We start from the raw sequence: 25,970 nt of genomic DNA, 5'->3' as shown, positions 1-25,970 counted from the left end.
TCTTTCCCTTTCTTTAATCTTCTACCAGAAGGACATATACTCCGTCCTGAGAAGTTGATTTGTTTCTGATTATATATACCGTATTTTTTTCGCTGAGCTTGTATAATTCATCATTTTTCAGCGGTTTATCATTGAGAAGAATCAATGTTTTATTCAGGCTTATACTTTCATCCGACGTACTTTCCCATTGATTATTCAGGGTATTGTAATTTTTCATCTTGGTTATCTTAATGGTGTTATTGTCATAATCCACACTCTTTATTTCTCCTATGGAGGAATAATCCAAGGTAACATTTTGTCTGTATTGAGATAATTGGGGAGTGATGTTCATTCCCAACACTTCTTTGCCGTAAGGTGATTCCTTAACAACAAAATAAGCGATTTTTCCTTTATAGAAGCTGTTTTTGATTCTGTCTCTCAATGTTTTATCTTCAACATCATTTAAATCTATATATCGGGAAGAAATAAATCCGTCCGTTGGAACGGTAAGCCTCAAATCACTGTCATATATATACGTATCTTCCGTAACGGTGAACCTTTCTCCTTCGGACATTTCCTTCCATCTGTTGTCATCAAGAAGCATATAATCAAGCCTGTAGTTGATATTTCCTATTTTCACCTGATAGTCATATATATCCTCTATCTTTCCTCTGTACACCAATATCTTGGTATCATCAGCCCTGTCGTTCAGTATCCCTGTTCCCTGAACGAATACCAGGGACGTCAATTTATTCCCTGAAGAAAATTCTCCGTAAAGGGACACGTCCTGCCCCCTGTTCATGTTCAAAGGATCTATAAGCCTGTTGTCCTTGATTGCTATGGTTCCCTGGTTGAAATACAGCGAATTGTTATCCACTACCATTCTCCCTGTTCCGTATTCTATGCTTTTTATCTTGTCCGTATATTGGAAGGAAGAGCCTTCTTTTACTAAAAGCTTAGATGCGGTCATCTCCCCGAAGCTCTTTTCAAAGGCAATGTATACTTCCTTTTTCCCCTTTGCTTTTAAGCTTTTGAGAGAAATCTTTTCTCCTTTATAGTAGATTTCATCGTTTTGAATTTTTAATTTCAGGCTGTAGGATGAATTCTTGTCCCATTTTCCGTTGTTATAGATGCTGACTTCATTTAACTGGATGTCCTTCTTGTTTTCATCTAAGAATTCAATTTTCCCTTTCAGTACTCCTTCTATATGCTTTTCTTCATCTTCTATTGATATCTGAGAAACGTTGGAAGAATATATATCGTCAAAGGTAAGAAGTACCTTATCCCCTTCTTTGATCCTTGACAGCCCTGTTTCTTCTCCTTTTTTATATACCTCGGTGGAAGATGTCAGGGCATATTTTTCTCTTCCCCTTTCTCCTTTGATTTCAATGGACTTGTTGTCTATGGAAAAAACCTCTCCCCGTCTGAACCTGCTTCCGGGAACAATATAACCCTGTCTGTCCGGTTCTATTTGTAAAGATGCATTTATCTTTAATGCCCTGTTTCCCGATAATGACACCTCTACATACTGGCCGAAGTACAAATCCTTAAGGCCCGATTCTTTCCCCTCCGTAAGGATATCCGTGTTTTTATCAATATAAGCCCGGTGGATATTGTTTTGAAAATCCAAGACGGTGACGGAATTGTTTTTTAAGTCTATATATTGAATTGTGCCGGACACGGTAGTCGCGGCAAAGGCCGTGCTGATACTTGTCATTATTAATAGTATAAAAATTACCGTTGATATTAATCTTTTGTTCATAAATATTCAGGCAGATGCCTTCCCTCCCTTCTTTTTATCTGTCGCACAGGAGAATATATTTTCCTTCTTCCTTTATACTCCCGCTTTCCGTATTTTTTACATACTGTCCTGTATTTTTGTCCAGTACTGCCATGTACACATTTCTCGCATTTGAATAGCCGGCAGCATTAAGATTCATATTTATCTTTCCGCTTTTCATCAATGTATTTATCTTTAAGATATCCTTGCCATACTGAAAATCAAAGGATATATCGTAGGATTTGGATGCGGCTTTTTTATTCCTCGGAACATGGGATTCATTTGCCCTTACAATATTTATCCTTACATAGGAGTCCTCGTCTCCCTTATCTTTCTTGCTCACTTCAAGGGTATACATTGCCTTTGGATTAATCATAAGGTTTAATGTGCCGTCTTTAATGGTAATTTGGGAATCGTTCCTTGCCAGTGATAAAGGTACCGCTATAGTAAATTTATTTAAATTTTTGTATTTAGATAAGGAGAGATCTATCGAACCTACTCCTCCTCTTATTTCATCCGAACCCACAATCCTTAGGAGGCTGCCGTTTGAAATTTCTTCTTTGCCTTTCTCTTCAAGTTCCTTTTTTTCTTTTTCAAGCTGTTCTTCTTTTTCTTTAAGTTTTTCATCCTCATGTAAAGTTAAAGTTTTCACTTTAACCGTTGCAAAATCTATTGCCCCTCCATATTGGTTCAAAGCCCTTACCATGAAGGTATATGATGTATTTACTTTTAATCCCTTGACTAAGAATTCCGCTTCCGTCGTATCTCCCACTAAAGCATATTCCGCATCTCCGTCTTCTTTTCCATATATTTCGTATCGAGTGGCTTTGTTTAAAATATCTTCGTCGGACTTCGACCATATAAGTTTGACTGTGGACTCGTATCCGGGTATGCCTTCCAGTACAAAGGGTTTTAATGGTATAGGCTTTTCATAAGTAAACCTGTCGTAAGGGTCCGAAACTCCGCCGTCCGGGTTTACTATTATCAGGTGAGTATTCTCCAAATCGGCAGCTTCTTGGAATTTCACCTTCAATACCTTGTCCCCTTCAACGGCAACGGAAGCTGCGGGTATTCCGCCTACTACATATACTTCCCTGTTTTTACCTGTGGAATCCACTCCTATGATTCCCTCTCCCGTAACTTCCATTTCTTTTGTCAAATCATCTTTATCTACAATCTTTCCTCCTACGATTACCTTTGCTCCCGGTTGAAACATATTCCCCGTAATGGTGACTTCCGTATCGGTATCGTTGGTAAATATTTTATTTGGACTGACTGTTGATATAGTGGGCTTGCTTATATAAGTAAAGGAAGTATCTCCCGAAGTCAACGATCCGTCAGGATTTTCAACTCTTACAGAGACATTGCCCAGTTTTTCACTTGACGGTGCCGTAACTTCAAGGTGCTGATAATCTATAAATTTTATATTGCCTTCATCTACTTCTTTTTCTCCGAAATATACTTTGATGCTTTCTCCTTCGTATCCTTCCATGGTCTTTCGGAAGTCGTCTCCCGTAATTTCTACTTTCGTACCTCCCGTCGCCGGCCCTTTATCCGGTGTGATCGTGTTTACTGCGGGGTTTGTCTCACCTTTAGTAAATTCTATGAATATAGGAGGATTTAAGGTGTCTGAAGAAGCAACTCCGCCGTCTTTGTTCTCCACCACTACCCTGTAAAGCTTCCCTACTTCCGTTTCAGGTACAGCCGGGATGACAAAAGACAATTTAGTGGGAAGAGAATAATCTATATTTCCTTCTCCTATGGTAAGAAGATTGGATACTTTAATAACTGCCCCTTCTCTGAAGTCAGTACCGTAAACGCTGATTACACTTCCCCCGTTATAATTCACTTTCAATATCTTCGCGTTTCCGCCTATTTCTTCTCTGTATTCTTCCACAGGGTTCCTGCTGTCTCTTGTGACATTAGTAATTGCAGGAACACTGTTGGGATTTTTGTATTCAAAAGTTCCGCCGCCTTTGGCTCCGTCAGGATTTACGACAAATACTGGAACCTGACCTACTGTATAGTAGCAAGGTGTAGTAACCGATATCTGAGTTTTGTTTCTGTATTCTCCGTCAGGAGCATAACCCCCTTCTGCCAATAGTCTGTTATCCTTTACTTCTGCTTTTATAAGTTCTTCATGGGGGTAATAAACTCCCTCATCGGTTTTAAAGTTGTTGGTGTTTACAAATATCTTTTCTCCGTTATAGTTGTTGTAGGTAAAGGAATAAACTTTTTTGTTCTCTTCTATTTTCATATCAAGAGTACTGTTTACGGCATCATATTTAACTTCCAATCCGCCGTCCAATTTTACCGTTGCCCGTGATGAACGAATAACTCCGCTGTTTTCGCTTTCTCTCGGAATATTCTCATTTGTTCTGGTTCCGAATACAACTAAGGGCAGTTGTTTTTCTGTTATTTTATCCGGATTGTCCTTTTCAACTAAGGACACCTTTCCTACTTCAAATCCCGAACCGTGAATATCTATTTTCTGTCCTCCGTTTTTTATCCCCACATTGGGAACTATGGCGGAAACGGATATCGCAGATGTCAGGTAATTGAATTGGGCTTTATCTGAAATTCCGGCATCGTTGTTGACTACATATAAATCCGTGGAGCCCGAATTATTCGGAGGAACCACTACCTGCAGATAACCTGAGCTGAACTCAACTAAGTCTGCTTCCTTTGAACCGAAGTATACCTTTGGATACAAAGGATCCGTCAATCTTTCGTAGGAATCATTGTACCTGGATTTTTCCTTATCCGTTGAGGCAGAGATTCTTTCTTCTTTTCCGTCTTCATCTTTTACTATCTTAAAGTTCCTGAAATCGGAACCGAATATTTCTACTATATATCCTCCCGCCGTTGAACCTTCCTTGGGAACTACTTCCGATATCTTAGGATGGCTGGTGGGAACGACGTAAGTATATCCTCTGATGATCTTTTCTACTCCGTTATCATTTACTATCAGAGGGTTTTCATATGATATGCTGAATGTTCCCCCGTCAGGGTTAACCGCTACTATAGGCACCGTAATCCTGTCCGTTCCCTTTTCCTTTATGTTTTCAATCGTAGGGGGAACTTTTAATTTCATCTCTCTTCCGTCGGGAGAAATGGTTATATCTTCGGCAGGCACTCTCTGCCCCCCTATAAATATCTTTGTCTTATCCGAGCCTATATCCGAAAAACCTATATTTTTATCATTAGGATCGGAAGGATCTTTCGACGGACCAATCAAAGTTATGATGTTTCCTCCGGAATCAGGTCCGGTATCAGGTACTACATCGGCTATAACCGGCTTTGTAGCGGATGCGGCAAAATAGTAAAATCCTTTATTTATGGTTTGCTTCTTTGTGTCCGGATTGACTACCGTTACATTATAATAGCCTTCTCCTGTCCAAGGAGAATTTGATAGATTCGGCACTTTAAAGGTAAGGGTATTCGAATCTATAAACCTCACATTATTTCCTACTATTTTCCCGTCTCTGATAAGATAAGGGGTATAGGCCTGAAGCTCTAAACCGTTAAAGGATATTTTCCCGTCTTCTTGTGTGATTACATAATCATTTGCTTTGAATTCTCCTGTATTTTTATTATAAGTGATTTTATAAAGAATTCCCTCTCCTCCTTCTATGGAGAAATCATTCTTTACGTCTTTGCGCAGGGCAAAAAATTTACTGGTGCTTTCGTTATAAAGTATGACGCTGTCGTATCCTTCTCCCAATACTATCTTATTTTCAACGTCATTATATTTAAATATATTTCCTCCGTTGAATGGTGTAAGTTTTATTCTGTTCTGCTCTCCTCTGTTATACTGGTTTATATCTTGATTGTCCATAAGTATTCTTGTCCCGATAAGCCTGTATATCAATCCTTCATCCACTTCGTCTATATTATTGATTGCTACAGTGGGGTCCGGAGCTAAAAAGTTTTCTCCTTTAACCGTAACCAATGTATTCTCCGTGCCGGAAGAAGGATTTATATAGGAAAGCTTCGGTTCAGTATATGTCTGAGTATAGGTAAAGGCGTAGCTTGCCAATCCTCCTTCGGGATTTACTATCTGAAGTAAGGTTTCTCCAGCTCTTGAACCTTTCGGCGCCTTGAACGTAATCGTCTTTGTATCTCCCGAAATGGTTACTCCCGGAACCAGTTTGTTTTCAATATACACTTTTGCACCGGGCCTGAAATTTGAACCTTTGACAACTACATTTTCTCCTCCGTCTATGGAAACAAGGCTGGGGGTAACACTTTCTATAACAGGAAAATTATTTTTGTCTATGAGTTCAAATTTAACTTTATCTTCAAATATCCAATCTGTAACTCCATGCTGGCTGCTCTGCCTGATGGGATTTCTTATATTTACGTTTCTGCTGTCTTTGTTTTCCACCTTAAAGCCTTCAGACCCTGCTTTAAGTTCTATAAGTATTCTGTTTCCTATTTCATTTCCCAATGTTCCGTCAACCAATTTCCCGTTATTCAGCACTTCAAATTTATATGGTTTGTATTCGCTTGCTAATCTGTTATCATTGGGATTTATGATTACCCCTCCGATTGTAACTTTGGGATAATTGATTTTTTCTGTGCCGTCTGCCGGGTCAGTGTATCTCGTAACAAGAAAATTACTTCCTTCAACGGATAAAAGGAGTCTTTCCATTGTATTGTCCAGATAAAATCCTCCGCTGTCTTCTTCAATAGGAATAATGTTAGGCACTACTTCGCTGACTTTTGGCGTCTCCGAAGGAGGATAGTATGTAAATCCGTCTTTGACCGTAACTTCCTGTTCCATTGCAGCATTAAATCCACCCGTTATATTGGTCTGTACTCTTACGATTGCATCTTCAACCTGAGTTTGATCAAGGGTAAATGTCTCCGTTCTTATTTTAAAAGTATTGGGGTCCGAGGAGTTTCCAAGCTCGGCTTTAAATCCTCCCGATTCAAAACCCAGTACCCTTCCTATGTCAACTTCAACCGTTCTTTTCACCGATACGTTATATTCCTTTATCGTTCCCGACTCGTCGGGTATTTCCAGTTTACCCGAACCATAATCGATAACCACCTGTTTGTCTCCCTCGTCTACATCGGCAATAATCGGGTAGTCATTATTCAGATTATCCGGAGTAAATCCGGGAATATTGTGGTTCACGAAATAATTTCCTTCTATCTGAACCGTAGTAGGTGTCATGGAAGGCGCTCTGTTCGGCTGTATACTGTCTATTGTCGGTTTCTGAGATATGGTGACTACCTGAAATTTTTGGGGCAGAACATACATACTCTCTATGCCGTTTTTCAAGGAATCCTTGTTTGTAAATACTACGTAATAAGGACCTGAATTTACCTGAGGTACATTGGCCGTTATGGTAGAATCCTTGCTTTCATCCTGAGATTGAGTAATGCTTATATTCTTCATCATATTGTTTTGATTAAAACTTTTTTGGTCGTTTAAATCCTTGATAAAATATATATCATATCCGTCAATGTTGGGGAAATTTTTTCTTGAAAAGGTGACCCTTGAGTTCGGTTCCCCCATGGTCGGAAACATGGATATGCCGTCTATTCCCAGTTCTCCTACTATTCTTACAGCATTTTTGTATATAAACGATGTTTCCAAGACATACGCATTGCTTCCTTCTCCTGCTGTTTCGGATTTTGAAACTACAATATTTCTTATTCCTCTGGGAAACTGCTGCCCCGAAGCAGGTTCCAACTTAACCTGATTGGTCCCGACGACAGATTTTGCTTCGGCTTCTATTCCTCCTACTGTTATTTTATAGTCTTCGCCTGTCAATTGTTTGATGTTATCTTTTCCGTTAAGTACTATGGCCTCGTTTGTCTTAACTATGGGTTTGTCCACATTTAAGATTTCGGGAATACCTGATTCATGTATACCGCTGTATTTGATTTCTTTATCTTTATTTTGAGGCGGATCGCCTTCTGTACCCTGAACCATTACGTCTGTAATATCCCATATAGGTTCAAGTTCCGCCTGAATGATAGTCTGACCTACTATGAGAGTATTCTTTGGAGATTTCCAGCCCTCATCAATTCTTATCTGAACTTTTTTGTTCTGAAAATCTGTCATAGCCGGATCTTCTATTTCTATTCTCTTTTCAGTTCGGCTGAATCCTTCATAAACATTTGTCAATGTTAACTTTTTTTCACCTGCTCCGTAAGATTTTGGAGTATCAAATATAACTCCGTTAAAGAGCATGCACCATAGTATAATATATGTAATTACAGCCTTAATCTTCTTCCTTCTCATCAGCTTCACCTCTCCGTTATTTTATAAGTTATGTAATTTATATCGACAAAATGGCTCAAATATTAACTTTATACTACTTTAATATTATAATACATAAAAAGAATAAAAAAAATAAGGAAGGCGATGTATTTTCCCTCCTTATTATACTATACCATTTTATTTTTCTATTTCTCTTTTAAGTTCCATTATTTCTTCTATTGAAAGTTCCGCTGCTTCTGCTGCTTTCTCCGGACTAAACCCCAACTTCAGCAGATTTTGGGCTATCTTTTTCTTTCCAAGCAATAAGCCTTTTTCTATTCCTTTCTCCATACCTTTCTCCATACCTTTCTCCATACCTTGTTCTGTCGCTTTCCTTTCCGCATATTTAATCCTTGATATTTCATCTAATCTTGCTTTTTCCCTTGCCCATGCTATTTCTCTCATTCTATCGTCTTCACTTATTTTTCCTAAGTTTTCTACTGCGTCTTTCATGATCTCACTCCTTTCCATCAATTCTTTTATTTTCTTTTCGCTTCCTTCTTTGCCTGCTTCCTTTAAAAATTCCGCCCACAATTCTATTCCGCTTAATTCTTTTATTCCTTTTTGTTTTAACTTCGGCAGTTCCAAAAAGTGAATCTGAAGGTCTTCCGCCAGCGGAAAATATTCGTCCTTTTCCAATATCTTAAAACTGCTGTGAAGTTTTTTACTTTCAGGAATGGCATTATAATCCGTTATGTTCACGGATATTGTTTTCTTTAAAGCAGGATCTTTTTATATAAGTCCTGCTTTACTTTAACATCTATTCTTCTTTTTCAATTTTATATTCAAAGGAAGATATGGGGCCTGAACCATACCCGTCTCTCCAACCAAATGCTCTTATTTCCAGATCCCGTGTTACTTCTATAGGGGCTGTGTATAGAGAGCTGCCCGTGTTTGGTTCGCTGCCATCTAATGTATAGAATATACGTGCATCCGATGTGTCCGTATAAAGGTATACCTTCGTGCCCTTTTCTATTTCTCCTTCAGAGGGATTAGCATATACGGGTCCTACGGTTTTGTTGTATATATCAATTTGATCTATAGGGTTCATTTCATTGTCATATACTTCTGTAAATATATTTCTTGCCCATAAGGACATAGTATAGCTGATGGCATTCTCTACTTCGATTTTCATCCTTCCCGATAGTTTCTCTTCATAGCTCTTCCATCCTTTATCCTGAAGGGAAAAATCTCCTTCTGCCACAAGTCTCAAGTTTTCGGAATCCTCCTGATAAATACTGTAGTTTAGATTATATGAATAATCTTTATAGTCAAAACTTCCGTAATTACTGTTTAAATATTCTTCTGTTTCTCTCAATAAGTCTTCCGATATTATTTTCCCGTCTTCTATAGAAAACCTTATAGGCTCTTTATCTTCATCGGAAAATATTATTTTCCCGTTGACGATCAATCCGGATTTCACTTTTGATATTTCGGAATTAAGCCTTTTCAGATAAGCAATCTTATCGGATACCTTCCAAGAGTACATATCATCGGAATTAGGAGTAATTTCCAAATTCACTTCATTCCCATTCATATTCCCATCATAGGAAAATTCAATTTTCTTATATTTTTCAAGGTTTCTTATCAATGCATCTACCAAATAAGATATATCCACTCTGTAATCCTTTTTCAGATTACTCTTGGAAAAATCAAAATCTATATTGTCTTCCGTAGTTTCAAACATAACGTAATTTTTGTAGACGGAAGAAGAATACTCATCATAATAGGGGTTTCTTATAACTCCGTACACATAAGGACTTTCCCGGTAAAGATTATTTATAATTGAATACAAATCCCAAATCCAATTCTCCACATCTCTTCTCTGAAGTTTGTTCCAATTGGAATTTTGATTTTGAGGAAAGGATACTGCCACATAAAGCCATTTTCCCATTGTTTTCTCCACTTTAATTGTAGGAGATATATTACCTAATTTATACATATAGTTATTTAAATAACTCTGAAGTGTTTCCACGGTTGATATATTCTTGTAGGGAATACCCAGCCCTTCTGCTACCCACTTTCTTTCTTCCATTTCCACAAGTTTCATATCAAGGGCAATGTCTCTGCTGTTTCTGAATACAGAAAGCTTATCCAATGAGGAATATATTTTTTTATTTATAAGTACTCCGTTTGAATCTATTTCCAAAGTATTTGCTTCAGGGTTATAGCTTGGAGTTATGTAAAGAAAACCGGCAATAGAAATTATCGGCACATAAACATCATCATTATATATTAAAGGTTCTTTGTCAAATTTCAGATTTCTTCCGTCCAATATTACAGACACATCCCCAAAATAAACGGAAATATTTTTTTCCGTTTTAATTACGGGAAATTCATCTTCCGATATATATTTCTTATCATTTTCAATGCTTTCCAATTCCTTATCTATATTCTTGACCCTTTTCTCTTTATTTTCTATTTCATATCCCTTTATAAAGGATGAAAGTTCTTTTGAATTTTCAGATGTATTTAATTTTCCATTTGAATTCAGGTATACGGTTCGATGATTAGAACTGAAAGTCACCCTCATTTCCAACCCTTTCCCAACTTCTCCTAAGGGTACCCATATTTCTCCTTCATATATAAAGGGTTCTTTGGTAGTTGATATTTTTTTACCTTCCACCGATATCCCCATTCCTGCCAATCCTACATCAATATTATTCGTATATCCTTTTGCTTCCGTTTTCCGAGGAACCATTATAAGGATCATACTAAATAATATTATAAATGCAATAACTCTTTCTTTAACGGTTTTCAAAAAAAGCACCTCCTTGATATTCTACTATTTTTATCGGCACAAAAATATTTTCCCTGAAGGATTTGTTTATACAGATTTGTAACTCATTTGTAACCGAGATGTAACTACTTTTATAATCAAATTATATAAAATAATAGTCAAAAGGGTTATGGGTTTATAAATAAAAAATATAAAAATTTCAATAAGTAAGGAGAGAACAATTTGAAAAAATTGAGTTTATTTATTTTAATAATCACTTGGACGGTTGTTTTTGCTTGATTTTTTACACAAAAAGAACCGTCCCCGCAATTCATTAAGCTTCTACCAACTTTCTGTTTACTATTTCCGTGACTACAAAGCTGGCTACATCTTCCGCATAGCTGCCGGAGCCAAAGCCTGCGTCATAACCTAATTCCTTTGCAAGTTCGTGAGAAATCCTCGGGCCTCCGCATACTAATATTACCTTATCTCTTATTCCCTCGGCTTCAAGAAGCTCTACGAGCTGAGTTAAATTTGGAATGTGAACGTCTTTTTGAGTTACCACCTGAGAAACAAGTATGGCATCGGCATTTGTTTCTATGGCCTTTGCTATGAGATCTTCGTTGGGAACCTGGCTGCCCATGTTTATTGCTTCTATCCCCTCATATCTTTCCAGTCCAAAATGATGATTGTATCCCTTCATATTCATTATCGCATCTATTCCTACGGTATGAGCATCTGTTCCCGTACATGCCCCTACTATAACGATTTTCCTCTTTATATTGTCCTTAATATATCGTTCCACTTGTTCTTTTGACATCACTTCCACATCTATTTTGGGAACTTCTATCTTTGAATAATCTACCGTATGCTGGCACTTGCCGTATACTACAAAATAGGTATATCCTACGCCCAAATCCGCATGATGAACTACATTGGGTTCATTAACGCCCATCTTTTTTACCAACTGCTTTGCCGCCTCCACGGCTTCATCTCCGTCGGGAACAGGTAATGTAAACCCTAATTGGATCATGCCGTCATCCATCGTATCTCCATAGGGTCTTACTTTTGTCAAATCAACTTTCGCAACTCCCGTCATTTCCTGTCACCTCCAAGCATTAAAGAGATAAAGGGATTGAAATACCCCGAATCTTTTGTTGTCACGCCTTCAAGGCCTTTACCGCCCGTTCTTGATCTCTTGACTCCGCCGAATTTCCCCTGTTCTATTGTGGAGTAAAGCCCCTCTTTTTCTATTTGTTTTAAAAGTTTCTCTGCCTTTGCCAATACCTCTTGCGCTCTGCTCATTATTATACCGTTTTCTTTGAAGGTTATTTCGTCTCCCAGATCCTTGGCATTATTAAATATATATTTAGCATTTTCTATTGCCAAAAATCTGTCGTGAAGATGGGGAGTATGAATGGCTTCCGTCATCATTCCCAAGAGCTGGATACCCTGATGAGTCATTATGGAAATCATATTAAACATTGCATCCTGAACATGTCCTCTGAATATATTTCCCGTCATATATTTCGTAGGAGGCATATATTTTAAAGGCGCATCGGGAAATATCTCCCGTGCCATTTGAGCTTGAGCCAATTCCAAGAGAAAGCCGTCTTTTAAATAAGGATCCATTTCAAAAGCATGACCAAGCCCCATTTGTTCTTCTGGAAGGCCGGCTTTCAGTGCAAACTGTTCATTTATAAGCTGAGATGCCAATACGGTATGAGCCGCTTCTACGGCGTCGTCTGTCGTAAGATAATTATCTTCCCCGGTATTTATGATTACTCCCGAAAATCCGTTGATTACTCTCGAGAAGAACTGATCTACCAAAGTTCTCTGCATATTTATATCTCTAAAAAGTATTCCATACAGAGCATCATTGAGCATCACATCAAGCCTCTCAATAGCCCCCATGGCTGCAATTTCCGGCATACAAAGTCCGGAACAGTAATTACAAAGCCTTATGTATCTTCCTATTTCTTCTCCTACTTCATCTAAGGCTTTTCTCATAAGCTTAAAATTTGCCTGAGTAGCATATGTCCCGCCAAATCCTTCTGTTGTAGGCCCATAAGGCACATAATCAAGAAGGCTTTGTCCCGTAGTTCTGATGACTGCTATAATGTCTGCCCCCTGTTTTGCCGCTGCCTTAGCTTGTATAATATCCTCATATATATTTCCCGTAGCAACTATTACATATATATAAGGCTGAGTTCCTTCTCCCAATTCCTTTAAATATCTTTCTCTTTGTTTCCGATTTTTTCTTATCCTTTCAACTGTTTCTCGTGCTACCAAAAATACGGTATCTCTGATTTTCTCTTCAGATGCCATAGGAATTCTGGTAATATCCAATTCTCCTTTTGAAATCCTTTCCGCAATAGTCTGGGGATTATCACCGGTATTCAGCATAGCATTACCTATCCAATAAGCCGCACCTCTTCTCAACCCTCCTCCTTCTCCAATATTATCCACTATTACATTGGGAAGTGGTTTTTCAATTTCGTCAATCCCGTCTATTCCCATAAGCCTTGCTACAGTTCTTTCTGTAGATACGGTGGTATGAACATCTATAAAGCTCTGGACATCTTCGGCAATATTCCTTGCGGAATTTCTTGCACTATCAATGATTTCAGGATTAAGGTTTAGTTTACTTATCACCGCTATACAACCTCCCTTATAATTCCAATATTTTCTCCGCTTCTTTAATAATATCCTCATCTAATCCCATAAGCCTTGCTATATTTAAAGCATCTCTGGGAACTTCTTTTTTATTTTTCACTTCTATTAATCTATAATCCATATATTTATTTATCAAATCCGTTCCATCATAATTTTCCAAAGTAATTTTTAATTTCTCAAAATCTATATTTGAAAGACCTACTACTTGAAGATGTCCTATATCCTCCATATTTGCTATATTATCGTAGTGAGTAGTAATTAAGGTAATCGAATTTTTATCTTTTAAATAATTTACTACAGCTTTTGATATGGCAAATCCTTCTTCCGGATTCGTTCCTCTCGCCAGTTCGTCTATAAGTATAAGTCCTTTATTTTTTGATTGTTTTACTGCCTCTTTTACCATTTGTATCTCAGAGCCAAAAGTACTCAGACCTCTATCAGTAGACTGCATATCTCCGATAGATGCATTTATAAAGTTATTAAGCCCTATCTCCATCTTTTCGGCAGGGACAAAGAGCCCGTATTGGGCCATTGCGCACAATAATCCTACAAGCTTAAGGCTTACAGTTTTCCCTCCCATATTAGCCCCTGTAATACAGGATACTCCTTCTTTTATGGAAATTGTTACAGGAGTAAATTTTAATTCTCTCTCTCTTAAGTTTTCTTCTACTTTCGGATGTCTTCCCTCTTCGATAAGGATCATGTGTTCATGAAGTATGACAGGTTTTACTCCGTTTATTTTTTCTGCAAAATGGGCTTTACCTAAGAGGAAATCAAGTTTCCCTATTGATGCCATATTCCTAAAAATTTTCTTTTTATTTGATGCTATTTTTTGAGTCAGCATCTCTATGATTTTATATTCTTCTTCTTCTTCCTTCTCTTTTATAAAGAAAAGTTTTCTGTCAAGAAATACTATTTCTTCCGTAGATTTTACGGAGAATTTAATAGTCAAATATGTTTCGGAAACACGGGACAGATAAGGGTGAGCTTGTAGCTTTTGAACTGTTTCTTCATCATCCCTTTGAACTGTTATCGTTCCGTCGGGACGAAAGTTTAAACCTATATCTTTCTTAATTTTGTCTTTTAGGGTTGATTTTTTTATTTTTATTTCCTTTTCAATACCTTTCTTTTCTTTTCTTATTTTCAAAAGCTCTTCAGAATAAGAATCATAGATGTAAAAAGTAGGAATACCCGTTTTTTCGGGATCCAACAAATATTCCAATTCTTCCATTCTTTCGATTTTTATATCATCCCATGTTTCCACTTCATACTTATTTAAAAAATCATCTAAATCCTTTATCAGCAACACAAAAATTTTTATTTCAAAGAGTTCTATTTCTGTAAGAACGCTGCCTTCCGCTGCTCTTTCCACAGAATTTCTCAAATCTTTAACATGAATAAGTATATTTTTAATCTCATGGTAAAATTTTCTGTGTTTCAGATAACCCAAAATTTTTTCCACTTTCTCCAATTCTTCTTTTAATTCTTCTTCCTGTCCTGAAACATAAGGTCTAATCCGATCTCTGTAAATTTTTCCGTAAGGAGTAAGAACATCTATTCTTTTTAATATATATAAAAAGTCCAAGCTTTCTTCCGTATATTTATCCATAAATTCCATTTTAATCCCCCCTTAAGACCAAATCATATATTGGAATATCTTTTATATATTTTTTCAGTTTATATAAGAATTTTTCCGGATCAAAATAATATCCCTTTGGAGAATAAGGGTTTGCTGTAATTGCCAGAAGGTTAATTTTATACATCACTTCGATTTTAACCCCGTAATGTATAAACCTAAGCCAGTCCTTGGGGGATATAAAAACTTTGGTTCCATCCTTGATTATAATTTTTACGTCTTTATATTTTCTTGTATTTATAAGCATTTCTTCTATTGTATTCTTACTTAGACTTCCTGGGATTACTATATATTCTGTAGATTCTTTTATATTGTCTCCTATTATGTTTCCACTGTTTAAAGCTGTCTTTATATTTATATAGCTTGTATTATAATCTTTATCTATTAAACAAACTTTACCTTCTCTCATAATCTTTTCCGATAAGGCAAAAAGTTTTTCGTCTCTGATTTGCGGAATATTAAAGAGGTTCACCACATGGGCAGTTTCTTCTATTACTCTGTTCATATCTCTATTGAGTACAGCCCCTGTAGAGAGGATAGTCCCCTCCGAAATAAAAGGTGCTGCCGAAGATCTTCTGTCTATTGCCCCGTCTATTATAACAAAATCAGCACCAAAATTCAGCATTATCTGAGAAACTTCTTTTATTTCATTAACTCTCTGAGGACCCGCTATCTGAATATATCCTCTGTCCTTCACACGCCCTATAACTATTGACCCCATAGGAGTTCTGTAATCCGTAACTTTCAAGATCTCCACCTTAGCATCTTCCAAGGGCAAGACTTTTGTGGTAGTAGCCACTATAGTTCCTTCCTCCAAGAATACTCTGGGTTTTTCCGTTTCCGTAACAATGTCCAAGTTTTCCCCATCTCTTCCCGTGGAAGTAACTCCCGCCGTCAATCCTTTTTCAAAAGTCTCAAAGAGAATATGATTCATGGTAACCGTTTTTCCTGTATTTTTTGCCATTCCAACTATCGATATTGTTTTGTATTTATCCTTGATGAGATCTATCAGAGACATGAAAATACCTCTTTTCTACCGCTTTTTATTTTTTACTTTTTCTTAATGCTGCTCTATCCCTTCTTTCCATTTTGGTTGGTTCAAGGGATTTGATTTCTTCTCCCTCAAGTATCCCGGCTACTCCAGAGAGATGTTTACCTTCATGACAAGAAGAAGGCTCTTCAATATATTGAGGTTCCGTATAAGTAGTGATTACTCCCTCATAGTTTCTGAGAACAACCTTTGTAGGACTCATGCTGATTAAATATTGAGGCATAACGGGAATTTTTCCTCCCCCTCCCGGAGCATCGACTACAAAAGTAGGTACTGCATAACCTGAAGTATGACCTCTTAATGATTCCATTATTTCCAGTCCTTTTGATACTTTCGTCCTGAAATGTTCAATGCCCATGGATAAGTCACATTGATAAATATAATAAGGTCTAACTCTTATTTTAACAAGTTCGTGCACTAATTTCATCATAATTTCGGGAGAATCGTTTATTCCCCTTAAAAGTACCGATTGATTTCCGAGAGGTATCCCCCCGTCAGCTAATTTTCTACAGGCCTCCGCCGCTTCGGGAGTAATTTCCTTCGGGTGATTAAAATGAGTATTTAACCATATCGGATGGTACTTCTTAAGCATATTAACCAAATCATCGGTAATCCTCATCGGCATGACTACAGGCGTACGGGTCCCCAGCCTTATTATTTCAACATGAGGAATCTCCCTTAATTTCCTGATAATATATTCAAGCCTGTCGTCCTCCACCAAAAGGCAATCTCCGCCCGAAAGAAGCACGTCTCTTACCTGAGGAGTATCCCTTATATATTCTATGCCCCTATCTATTCTGTCCAAGGGAGCTCCCATATCATGCTGTCCTGCAAATCTTCTTCTGGTACAATGTCTGCAGTACATAGAACATTGATCCGTTATGAGAAACAATACCCTGTCCGGATACCTATGAGTAAGACCCGGCACCGGAGAATCCCCTTCTTCATGAAGAGGGTCTACCATATCGGCTTCACTATAGTGAGTTTCGTAAATAGTGGGAATCGCCTGCTTTCTAACAGGACATCCGGGATCTTCAGGATCCATAAGGGATGCATAATAAGGGGTAATTCCCATTCTGAATTTTTTCAGTACCTGGTTTATATCATCTGCTTCCTGATCTGTGATATTAACAATTTTTTTCAATTCCTCTACAGTAGTAATCCTGTTTCTTACCTGCCAATGCCAATCGTTCCACCGTTCATAAGTTACATTTTTCCATAATTCAATATCCTTATATGACCTCATTTATACAGCCTCCCCCTTTTAAGCGTACAGCTCTTCAAATATTCTTCTAAGTACCGGGCTTTCCCGCATTATCTGAAGAGAAATTTCCGCATGCCCTTTGGTATAACCATTTCCGATTATCATGGTTACATCTTTTCCGACTCCTTCGGCTCCCAAAGCCGCTTTTGTAAAACTTGTTGCCATACTGAAAAAGTATACCACTCCGTCGTCTTTTGCCGATAGTATGCTTGACATCTCGGTATTTGGAATATTAACCACATTTATCACTATATCCGCCATTTTCCCATTTGTGGCTTTTGATACTTTTTCCATTACCTCTATGGCATCCGTTGCGTTTGCTTTAATATATACATCCGCAAGATTTGCCTTTTTAGCCCTTTCTATTGTCTCATCCCGAGAACCTATACATATAACTTTCCCTGTAATTCCCGCTCTTTTCTTTGCTTCATATAAGCAAAGCATCCCTGATTTTCCCGTTCCTCCAAGTACTACCACCGTATCTCCCGGCTTAACAAGTTTTGCCGTTTGAGCAGGCGCTCCTGCTACATCGAGGACTGATAAAACTAAATTTTCAGGCAGGTCTTTACTAATTTTGGCATAAATCCCGCTTTCAAATAAAATCGCTTTCCCCTTGATATCCACTTGATCTATTTCTTTTCTTACATCCAGTATTTCGTCAATTCTCAAAGGGGTTAAAGATAAAGATACCAAAGTTGCTATCTTATCTCCAACTTTAAGGTCTGTTTTATCTTTCAGCGCAGGCCCGATTTCCTCTACAGTTCCTATTAACATACCTCCGGAGCCCGTAACGGGATTTTGATGTTTTCCTCTTTCGGCTACTATGCCTTTCATTATTTTTTTAATTTCTTCCACGTCTCCGTTGGCTTGTTTTTCAATTTGAGTAAAACTTGCAGAATCAATATTCAATGTTTGAACATCAATAAGGATTTCATTATCATATATTTCCATATTGTTGTCAATCTTAAGCGCAGGCTGAGGCAATACTCCTTTTGGTTCCAATACTCTGTGAATACCATAGGGGTTTCCTTTTTTCATAATTTCTTACCTCCTTATAATGTTAAATCAAAAGTTCAGCAGAAATTATTAATGCAAATATTATGCCATTGAATATATGCCATTTCTCCTTATATAAGTGAAAATATATGCCCGTTTTCCGGCATCTGTTTCTTCAAATCATATTTACTTATCTTGTATTGAAGAGTCTGTCGTGGTATTTTAAGGTCCTGAGCTGTATAGGTAATATTCCATTGATTTTTTATCAATGCCTCCGTAATTATACGTTTTTCTGTCTCTTCCAATATCTCCGGAAGGGAATCTTTCTCCGATACCGTATTTTCTTCTCTAAATTTGGGAGGGAGTTTATCCCTGTCAATAAGATCTACATCATAAATGCTCATTATCCCTTCCATTAAATTTTCTAATTCTCTTACATTTCCGGGCCATTTATAATTATAGAATATTTTCATCACGTCTTTCGATACTCCGGCAGTCCGATGATTGAATTTTTTATTAAATTTTTTAATAAAATGATCTGCCAAAATAGGAATATCCTCTTTTCTATCCCTTAAAGGAGGAATCCCGAAGTTTATTACATTCAGCCTATAATATAAATCTCTCCTCAGCTGCTTATTATTAACTGCTTCTTCCGGGGGAACATTAGTTGCCGATATTATCCTTACGTTGATATCTATAACTTTAGTTCCTCCCACTCTCCTTATAGTCCAATCCTGTAATACTCTTAAAAGCTTTGATTGAAGTTCCAGAGGCATAGAGTTTATTTCATCCAAAAATAATGTTCCTCCTTCAGCAAGTTCAAATAACCCGGGTCTGTTTTCAGCTCCCGTAAATCCTCCCTTTAAAGTTCCGAATAATATTCCTTCGAGTAAATTTGCGGGAATAGCGGCACAGTTTTGGGCAATAAAGGGTTTGTATCTTCTCAAGCTACTGTTATGAATAGCTTGAACAAACAACTCCTTTCCCGTCCCCGTATCTCCGTATATGAGTACGGGAGAATCTGTTGCAGCCGCCTTTGAAGCATAGGATTTCAGTTTCGACATTTCTTTGCTTTCTCCTATTATATCTGAAAATGTATACTTCGCCCCTCCCTTTGCCGCGCTTTTATTCTCCTTGCCGTTATTATATAATTCATTTTCCAAATCTACAATTTTTTCAGACATTTTTCTTACATGAGTAATATCCTTGGATATCTCTAATGCCCCCAATATTTTATTTTTTGATTTAATTGGAATGGAGGAATTAATTGTGGTAATATTTTTACCCTTATAATTTAAAAATGTCTGTTCTACATTAAATATGGGTTTCCCTGTTTCCATAACTCTCAGGAGAGTACTGCTGTCATGAGTTAATGAGGGATATATTTCCAAAAGGTGCTTTCCGATAGAACTGCTTTTATCAATTCCATCTATCTTTTGGGCAAATTTATTATAATATATTATTTTTCCGCTTTTATCTATGATGTGAATTCCTTCTTCAAGGTAGTCAAGTATCTTAAAAATATTCTCTTTGAGAAATAAGTCTTCCATTCTATCCCTCCTATATAAATATTTTTCTAATTAGTGCCTAAAATTAGGCATCTGTTGCTAAAAATCAGGCACTGTTTCAGTGCCTATAACATTTCAATATTGATTTTTCGAACTGAAGAAATTTCCTTTTTTAAGAAACTACCTCCTATTCTTATGAATTTCTCGGGATCGTCACTTACGTAGAACTGATATTTCCCATTTTCATATTTGTCCGAAAGAAAATTCATTTCTTTCAACATGTCCTTAACGACTTTCGCCGTTTCATAAGCAGGATTTACAAGGGTTACTTCCTCTCCCATCACCTTATTTATCGTATATCTCAATATAGGATAATGGGTACATCCCATTACTAAAGTATCTATATGATGTTCTTTCAATTCCAGAAGGTATTTTCTTGCTGTCATAAGCGCTACATCCGTATCCTCCCATCCTTCTTCTACCAGTGGAACAAAAAGGGGGCAAGGTATCCCTATAACATCTGCGGAAGGCTGAATCCTTCTAATCTTTTTTTGATAGGATTCGCTGTTTATAGTTCCTATCGTACCTATAACTCCTATTCTTCCGTTTTTCGTTTTAGCTGCTGCTGCTTTGGCGCCCGGTTCTATTACTCCCATCATAGGTATTTCAAATACCTTTTTGGCTTCTTCCAAAGCTAATGCACTTGCCGTATTACAGGCTATAACTATAGCTTTGATATTTTTGCTTAAAAGAAATCTAATACATTGAAAAGTATATTTTATAACTGTTTCTTTAGATCTTGATCCATAGGGAATTCTGGCCGTATCCCCAAAATATATTATATCTTCTCCCGGAAGTTTTTCTATTATCTCTTGTAATACTGTCAGGCCTCCTATTCCTGAATCAAATACTCCAATAGGTCTTGAGTCCATAAATAAAATTCCCCCTTCTATACTATTTTATAAATAAAAGGGGAAATTTACAACTGTTATATTTTAAAATGTAAGAGTTCCGTTTTCATTTTTAATTATCTGGAGTATTTCTTCTTCATCTCCTGTTACTGCATTTATATAAATGATGAAATCCGAGCCTCTATATTTTCCTTTAAACTCATAGCATAAAGGTTCCCTGCTCCCTTTTGGTATTATTGCCAATCTGACGGAATCTATATCATAATCGACTTTGACCTTTTCCCTGGCTTCTGCTTGAGTCAGCTTAGGTTCCGGAATATCCCTTTCCTGATGATTCATTAAATAGGTATTTGCATCATATCCCACTATTTCCCCATTATCCAAGGCTACATTCACTTTTATCAAATCCGAATATATAGTTACGTCATCATTCTTATATGCAAAGTTAAATATTCCCACTCCGTCATATTTTAAGGAATAATTAGGTTCCATATTTTCCATGCCTTTTTCTTTTAAGAAAGCCGCCGCTTTTTGTTCCGCCTGTTTCATGGATATATTAACTTTTGAAACGGCCCTCGGATTCGACATCCACACTACGTTTCCTCCCTTTTGAGATACTCCCATATATATTGCCCTATCTTTCGATGTATTTTCGGGAACGATATTAAAGGTATATGACGGAATTTTAACTAAGGATATATCCTTTCCGTTCTCATAGGTACTTATTTCCTCCACCTTTTTTACTCCTATAAAATCTGTTGCTATTTTCTGGGCTTCTTTTAATGTAACTTTCTTAGTCCCAAGCCCTACAGGCTTTTTCCCAAGATTTTGCTCCGAAAAAGGTCCGTCATATATGAGTTCGGGAGATTTGCCCATTTCCTTTTCCAAGTTTAAAAGCTGTGTATTCAATACACTTTGATTGGCTTCTTCAACTTTACTAAGCTGCGCCGTGGTTGTATTTTCCATTGATTGGGCAATTTTATTCTGGGCTTCCGATAATTCTTTGTTAAAATTTGAGGAACTTCCCTGAAGGTTAAACAATGTTTCTCTTTGTTTGCTTGTCAGTTCCTCTCCCTTTAAATGAGTCTGAATCAAATAATAACTATAGTCTGCAACTTGGCTTAAAAATTTTTCAGTCTTGCCCACATCTGAATGATTTATGGGCATTTGAGATAACTTATCTTGTGCAGAATTGGATTCACTCATTATCTGCGAAAGCATAAGAACATTTTGATTTCTGGAGTTCGACAATAAAGCTTTTGAAAGATCTATCTGAACGTTTTCCACATGCTTTTTCACATCGTAAAATAACCTTTGATATTGATTTGATAAAGATATCTCATATTTATTTTTTAACTTATATTGATTATATCCCCATATCAGAGATACTATCAATGCTATGGAGAGTATTACGGTAGGTATCCATGCTTTTCCTCTTATCTTCATATTTTTTCACCTCCTATAGTCCAAACCAATGTTTTCCGATTTTTAGCATTACCTTCCTTGACCATATCCATTTGCTTGTTGCCGTAGCAGGATTCCAATAATACAAACATCCATAAGTAGGATCCCATCCGTTTAAAGCGTCCCTCGCCGCTTTTATGGAATCATTGTTGGGAGTAAGATTTATTTGTCCGTCGGCTACTGCCGTAAATGCCAGCGGTTGATATATTACTCCGGCTATGGTATTTGGAAATGAAGGGCTTTTAACCCTATTGAGTATTACTGCCCCTACCGCTACTTTTCCTAAATAAGGTTCTCCCCGCGCTTCTCCATGAATTACTCTGGCAAGAAGGTATTCATCTCCTGATCTGCTTACTCCTGCCGTAGATGTGGCATAAGCCGTATTTGTAGTTGTCCCTAAGGATATTCCTATGGCGGTCGCCGTTTGAGGCCCTACCACTCCATCTTCCTTAAGCCCGTTTTTACGTTGAAATTTACGAACTGCTCTATAGGTCCCTGTTCCATATATCCCATCGACTTTTCCGTTGTAATATTTCCACTGCAGAAGTCGCCATTGAACGCTTTTTACATCTTCCCCCGTAGTCCCCCAATAGAGAATTCTTATTCCTTGATAATAATCATATTTAGACGCATCTTTTAGACCGGGCTCTATAAATGTGAATATTGTCAAAAATATTAACAAGAATGTACCAATTATCAAAATTTTTTTTCTCATAAAAATATCCTCCTCTCTGATAATATTTTCTGTAAAAGAAAATATTTTATTCATGAGGAGGATATTGCTATTTTATATTAGCCAGATAATCTTTTGTTTTTTCGAATATTTCGGCAATTTTTGATTTTAAAACCACCGGCTCTTCCTTTTCGGATAAAAGAAGGGCATATTCTTCTTCCGTAAGTACCCCTTTTAGTTCCTTTTCCGTATCTTTAGTAACCCCATGGGTCATATCAATGAAACATAATGGCGGAAACATAACACACCACCAATTCTTTCCTTTCCCTTCTCCTATTACTACCTTTAAAGCTTCATATTCCCCTTGAGGAAATGTAACATCTCCATAGGTTTTAGTAGGAAATGTATCCTGCCCTAAAGATACATCTACAGTATAATCCTTTCCCTCTTTTTTAATTTCTTCTTCTGCTATCGATTTAATATTTTCTAAATTATTATATATTATTTCTCTCGTTTCTTTCTTTGAATGGGAACTTCCGAATTTCTCTCCCATGCTGCTTAGTATTTTATCCCTTATCTTTAATTTCATTTCCTGATCTTCTTTGTAATCGCTGTTGGCTATTACATGAAATCTTATTATTTTTTCTTTGAATCCTTCTTTCAGCTTATTCGTTTCTTTCACATAAGGATAAAATATATAAACGGTCATAAGTATAAATGAAGTAAGTATGAGTATTAATTTTTTGTATTTCATACTATTTCCTCCTTGTATTCTATTAATATTATTATTGACCATTTTTTTGGTTTTATTCCTTCCCTCTGTTTTTATCTGCTTAATCCGGTTCTTCGTATTTCAACTGTCGGATTAACTCTTATTTCTATATTGGGAAATACTTCATCATAATTATCCTTTATTTCTTTCCAAAGGCTTGGTTTGAATTTACTTATCCATTCTCCTATTCCTATTACATCTGCGTTATATTTTTTTTGAAGAAGCTCTATAGTATTTAATGTTTCTCGTTTTATTCTGTCTTCAAGGGATTTTTCAGCTCCCTGTAAAAATTTTTCGTCAAAGGCCTGCAATTCTTTATCTAATTTGTACTGCTGCAGATAACCCTCAATATTAAGATCTATATCTGCAATTATCTTTCCTCCTTCTACATATACTCTTTTGGAAGAAGAAAATATCGTTACCGCATAAGATATGTGAGTGTCATTGTACGTAGCTTCTATAACATCTGAGTTAAAATCCCCATTCATCATTGCTATACATATATTTTCCATTTCACCGATTTTTCCTATCAATTTATAATCCTTAATAATTCCGCCTCCCGAAATTTCTAAATCCTTTTTTTCTATTTTTATCTTAGGAACAAGAGCGGCATCGGATATATCCGTATCTGCCAATACTTGAGAAAGTGTTCGAGCGGTAAATCTTCCTGTAATCTTATCATTTCTGAGGATATCGCTTAAATACGTTCCAACGGCTGATGCAGTCTCCTTTTCCGGAGTTATTTTCAGAATATCTTCTGCTTTCCCTTCAGCAAGGAGGATATTTATTTTTCTGTTTATTCTTTGTTCTCTTCCTAAACCATCTAATATTTCTTTTACCAGTTCTTTTTCCTTAAAGAGTTCTTCTCCTATAACGAGGGTTTTTAAATTTTTAAAGAATAAGGGCTTATCCGTTGATGTTGACAATTTTCTTGTAGCCTCATAGGCCGTACTTGCCGACGTAGTCTCAATAAATCTGTTTTGTTCGGATGACGGATTCTTCCCAAGAGCATTTATATTCGGATATGAATAAGTAACTTTAAATTTTTCACCATTATCTCCTTTATTATTTAAGTCCATCCCTATAACGGATACATAAGATCTGTTGTTTATTTCTTCCATATCCCAACAACCTGAAAGAAGGGCAATGGATATTATTAAAAATAAAATAATTATTCTTTTCATTTTGTTCTCCTGCCTTTAATTTTTGATAATATAAAAAGCAAAATAGGAAATATTATCGTTATAATAAATCCGAGGATATTTGGTATTAACATGTTTTTATAGACTTCATAAGGATTTTGAGGAAACAGGCTTATGAAATACACAATGGGGACAAGAGGTAAAACATATAAACCGTGCTCCTTGGTTTTAAATATATTTGAAAGAACAAGTGTTGAATTATAGGCTGTAGGTCCTATATTCCCGTATATTATCAATACCCACGCCGCCATTATAATTCCATCAATATTTTCCAAAAAAAACCCGGGAAAGTCTACTTCTCTGACCAAGGCAATGGTAGGCCATACTTGACGTTTAAGCTCACTGACTCCGAATGTTGAAATAGTAAGAACAAAAGCAAAAACATATAAAATTGTCACGGAGAGTATAGCCCTCATGCTGTAGTGCATCGCTTCTTTAGGTTCTTCCAGATACGCCAAAGATACAAGAACAAAATCAATTCCAAGGTAACTGAAAAAAGTTTCTCTTACGCCTCCAATAATCGTCTTCAAATTTGTTTGAAAAAGGGGAAAAATGTTGGTAAAATCCAATTGAGGAAATACCGCTATGACTCCAAATATAATGATTATAAATAAAACCGTATACATAAGAAGAGCAATTCTTGCAACAACTTCAATCTTATATCTTCCTATCCACATAGAAGTAACAAGCATAGAAATAATTATTACTTCTATGGGAGTGTTTTCAAGTAAAAATACTTTTATGACTTCGGCAAATACCCTCACTTCAACGGCAAGCACCATCATAAAATATATAATGTATATTACGGCAAATATATAAAATCCAAAATTACCCAAGAGTTCTCTGGCATATTCAAATACGACCTTCCCGGGATGCATTTGAGCAAGAGATACCATTAGATACATCAATAGGGCAGATATCGCTCCTCCCATAACAATTGAAATCCAACCGTCATTATTTGCAATACGGGCTATAGAACTCGGTAGGGAAAGGACTCCCACTCCGACTACTCCCGTTATTATCAATGCTTTAAATTGTGTATTTGATACTCGTTTTTCCATA

General features: G+C 36.7%; 16 protein-coding genes and 1 pseudogene. All 17 read right to left on the bottom strand.

The window, feature by feature from the left end; genetic code table 11:
- Positions 1-13 precede the first annotated feature (13 nt).
- The 17 genes and pseudogenes from EQM13_RS02830 to EQM13_RS02750 all read right to left on the bottom strand — a co-directional run bounded on the left by EQM13_RS02830 (position 14) and on the right by EQM13_RS02750 (position 25,969).
- On the bottom strand, positions 14-1,741 hold the full coding sequence (locus tag EQM13_RS02830) for a hypothetical protein (RefSeq protein ID WP_114218293.1): 1,728 nt from the start codon (positions 1,739-1,741) through the stop codon (positions 14-16).
- A 34-nt stretch (positions 1,742-1,775) separates the two neighbouring features.
- Entirely contained in the window at positions 1,776-8,018 is a 6,243-nt protein-coding gene (locus tag EQM13_RS02825) for an IPT/TIG domain-containing protein (RefSeq protein ID WP_128751899.1), read from the bottom strand.
- A gap of 156 nt (positions 8,019-8,174) precedes the next feature.
- Positions 8,175-8,747 (bottom strand): annotated as a pseudogene (locus EQM13_RS02820) (Rpn family recombination-promoting nuclease/putative transposase); the annotation flags it as partial.
- A gap of 49 nt (positions 8,748-8,796) precedes the next feature.
- Entirely contained in the window at positions 8,797-10,797 is a 2,001-nt protein-coding gene (locus tag EQM13_RS02815) for a chitobiase/beta-hexosaminidase C-terminal domain-containing protein (RefSeq protein ID WP_128751897.1), read from the bottom strand.
- Between the two features lie 292 nt (positions 10,798-11,089).
- Positions 11,090-11,854 (bottom strand): lysine 5,6-aminomutase subunit beta, encoded by a 765-nt coding sequence (gene kamE, locus EQM13_RS02810; RefSeq protein WP_071139532.1) that lies wholly within the window; start codon positions 11,852-11,854, stop codon positions 11,090-11,092.
- Complete coding sequence (kamD, locus tag EQM13_RS02805; RefSeq protein WP_071139605.1) at positions 11,851-13,410, bottom strand: lysine 5,6-aminomutase subunit alpha; 1,560 nt, start codon at positions 13,408-13,410, stop codon at positions 11,851-11,853. Before kamD ends, kamE begins: the two co-directional genes overlap by 4 nt.
- A 16-nt stretch (positions 13,411-13,426) precedes the next feature.
- Positions 13,427-15,049: a lysine 5,6-aminomutase reactivase ATPase KamC gene (kamC, locus tag EQM13_RS02800; RefSeq protein WP_071139531.1), complete on the bottom strand. Its 1,623-nt coding sequence runs from the start codon at positions 15,047-15,049 to the stop codon at positions 13,427-13,429.
- Between the two features lies 1 nt (position 15,050).
- Positions 15,051-16,085 carry a lysine 5,6-aminomutase reactivase subunit KamB gene (gene kamB / locus EQM13_RS02795; RefSeq protein ID WP_128751896.1) on the bottom strand — a complete coding sequence of 345 codons (1,035 nt, stop codon included), beginning with the start codon at positions 16,083-16,085 and terminating at the stop codon, positions 15,051-15,053.
- A gap of 25 nt (positions 16,086-16,110) precedes the next feature.
- Positions 16,111-17,364: a lysine 2,3-aminomutase gene (gene kamA, locus EQM13_RS02790; RefSeq protein WP_071139529.1), complete on the bottom strand. Its 1,254-nt coding sequence runs from the start codon at positions 17,362-17,364 to the stop codon at positions 16,111-16,113.
- 18 nt (positions 17,365-17,382) lie between these two features.
- Positions 17,383-18,420: an L-erythro-3,5-diaminohexanoate dehydrogenase gene (gene kdd, locus EQM13_RS02785; RefSeq protein WP_071139528.1), complete on the bottom strand. Its 1,038-nt coding sequence runs from the start codon at positions 18,418-18,420 to the stop codon at positions 17,383-17,385.
- 89 nt (positions 18,421-18,509) lie between these two features.
- Complete coding sequence (locus EQM13_RS02780) at positions 18,510-19,928, bottom strand: sigma-54 interaction domain-containing protein (RefSeq protein ID WP_071139527.1); 1,419 nt, start codon at positions 19,926-19,928, stop codon at positions 18,510-18,512.
- Positions 19,929-20,011: 83 nt separating this feature from the next.
- Positions 20,012-20,818 (bottom strand): glutamate racemase, encoded by an 807-nt coding sequence (gene murI / locus EQM13_RS02775; RefSeq protein ID WP_128751895.1) that lies wholly within the window; start codon positions 20,816-20,818, stop codon positions 20,012-20,014.
- Positions 20,819-20,881: 63 nt separating this feature from the next.
- The gene (gene ypeB / locus EQM13_RS02770) at positions 20,882-22,243 is read right to left on the bottom strand and encodes a germination protein YpeB (RefSeq protein WP_128751894.1); all 1,362 of its coding nucleotides are present in this window, start codon (positions 22,241-22,243) and stop codon (positions 20,882-20,884) included.
- 13 nt (positions 22,244-22,256) lie between these two features.
- A complete protein-coding gene (gene sleB / locus EQM13_RS02765; protein WP_128751893.1) occupies positions 22,257-22,976 on the bottom strand; it encodes a spore cortex-lytic enzyme in 720 nt (239 codons plus the stop codon).
- Between the two features lie 67 nt (positions 22,977-23,043).
- A complete protein-coding gene (gene spoIIR, locus EQM13_RS02760) occupies positions 23,044-23,688 on the bottom strand; it encodes a stage II sporulation protein R (RefSeq protein ID WP_128751892.1) in 645 nt (214 codons plus the stop codon).
- Positions 23,689-23,759: 71 nt separating this feature from the next.
- Entirely contained in the window at positions 23,760-24,890 is a 1,131-nt protein-coding gene (locus EQM13_RS02755) for a Ger(x)C family spore germination protein (protein WP_128751891.1), read from the bottom strand.
- Positions 24,887-25,969: a GerAB/ArcD/ProY family transporter gene (locus EQM13_RS02750; protein WP_128751890.1), complete on the bottom strand. Its 1,083-nt coding sequence runs from the start codon at positions 25,967-25,969 to the stop codon at positions 24,887-24,889. Before EQM13_RS02750 ends, EQM13_RS02755 begins: the two co-directional genes overlap by 4 nt.
- Between the last annotated feature and the right edge of the window lies 1 nt (position 25,970).

The sequence above is a fragment of the Acidilutibacter cellobiosedens genome (assembly GCF_004103715.1).
Taxonomy (GTDB): Bacteria; Bacillota; Clostridia; order Tissierellales; family Acidilutibacteraceae; genus Acidilutibacter; species Acidilutibacter cellobiosedens.
Note: the sequence above shows the minus strand (reverse complement) of the source record. Positions and strands in the feature narration are given on the sequence as shown.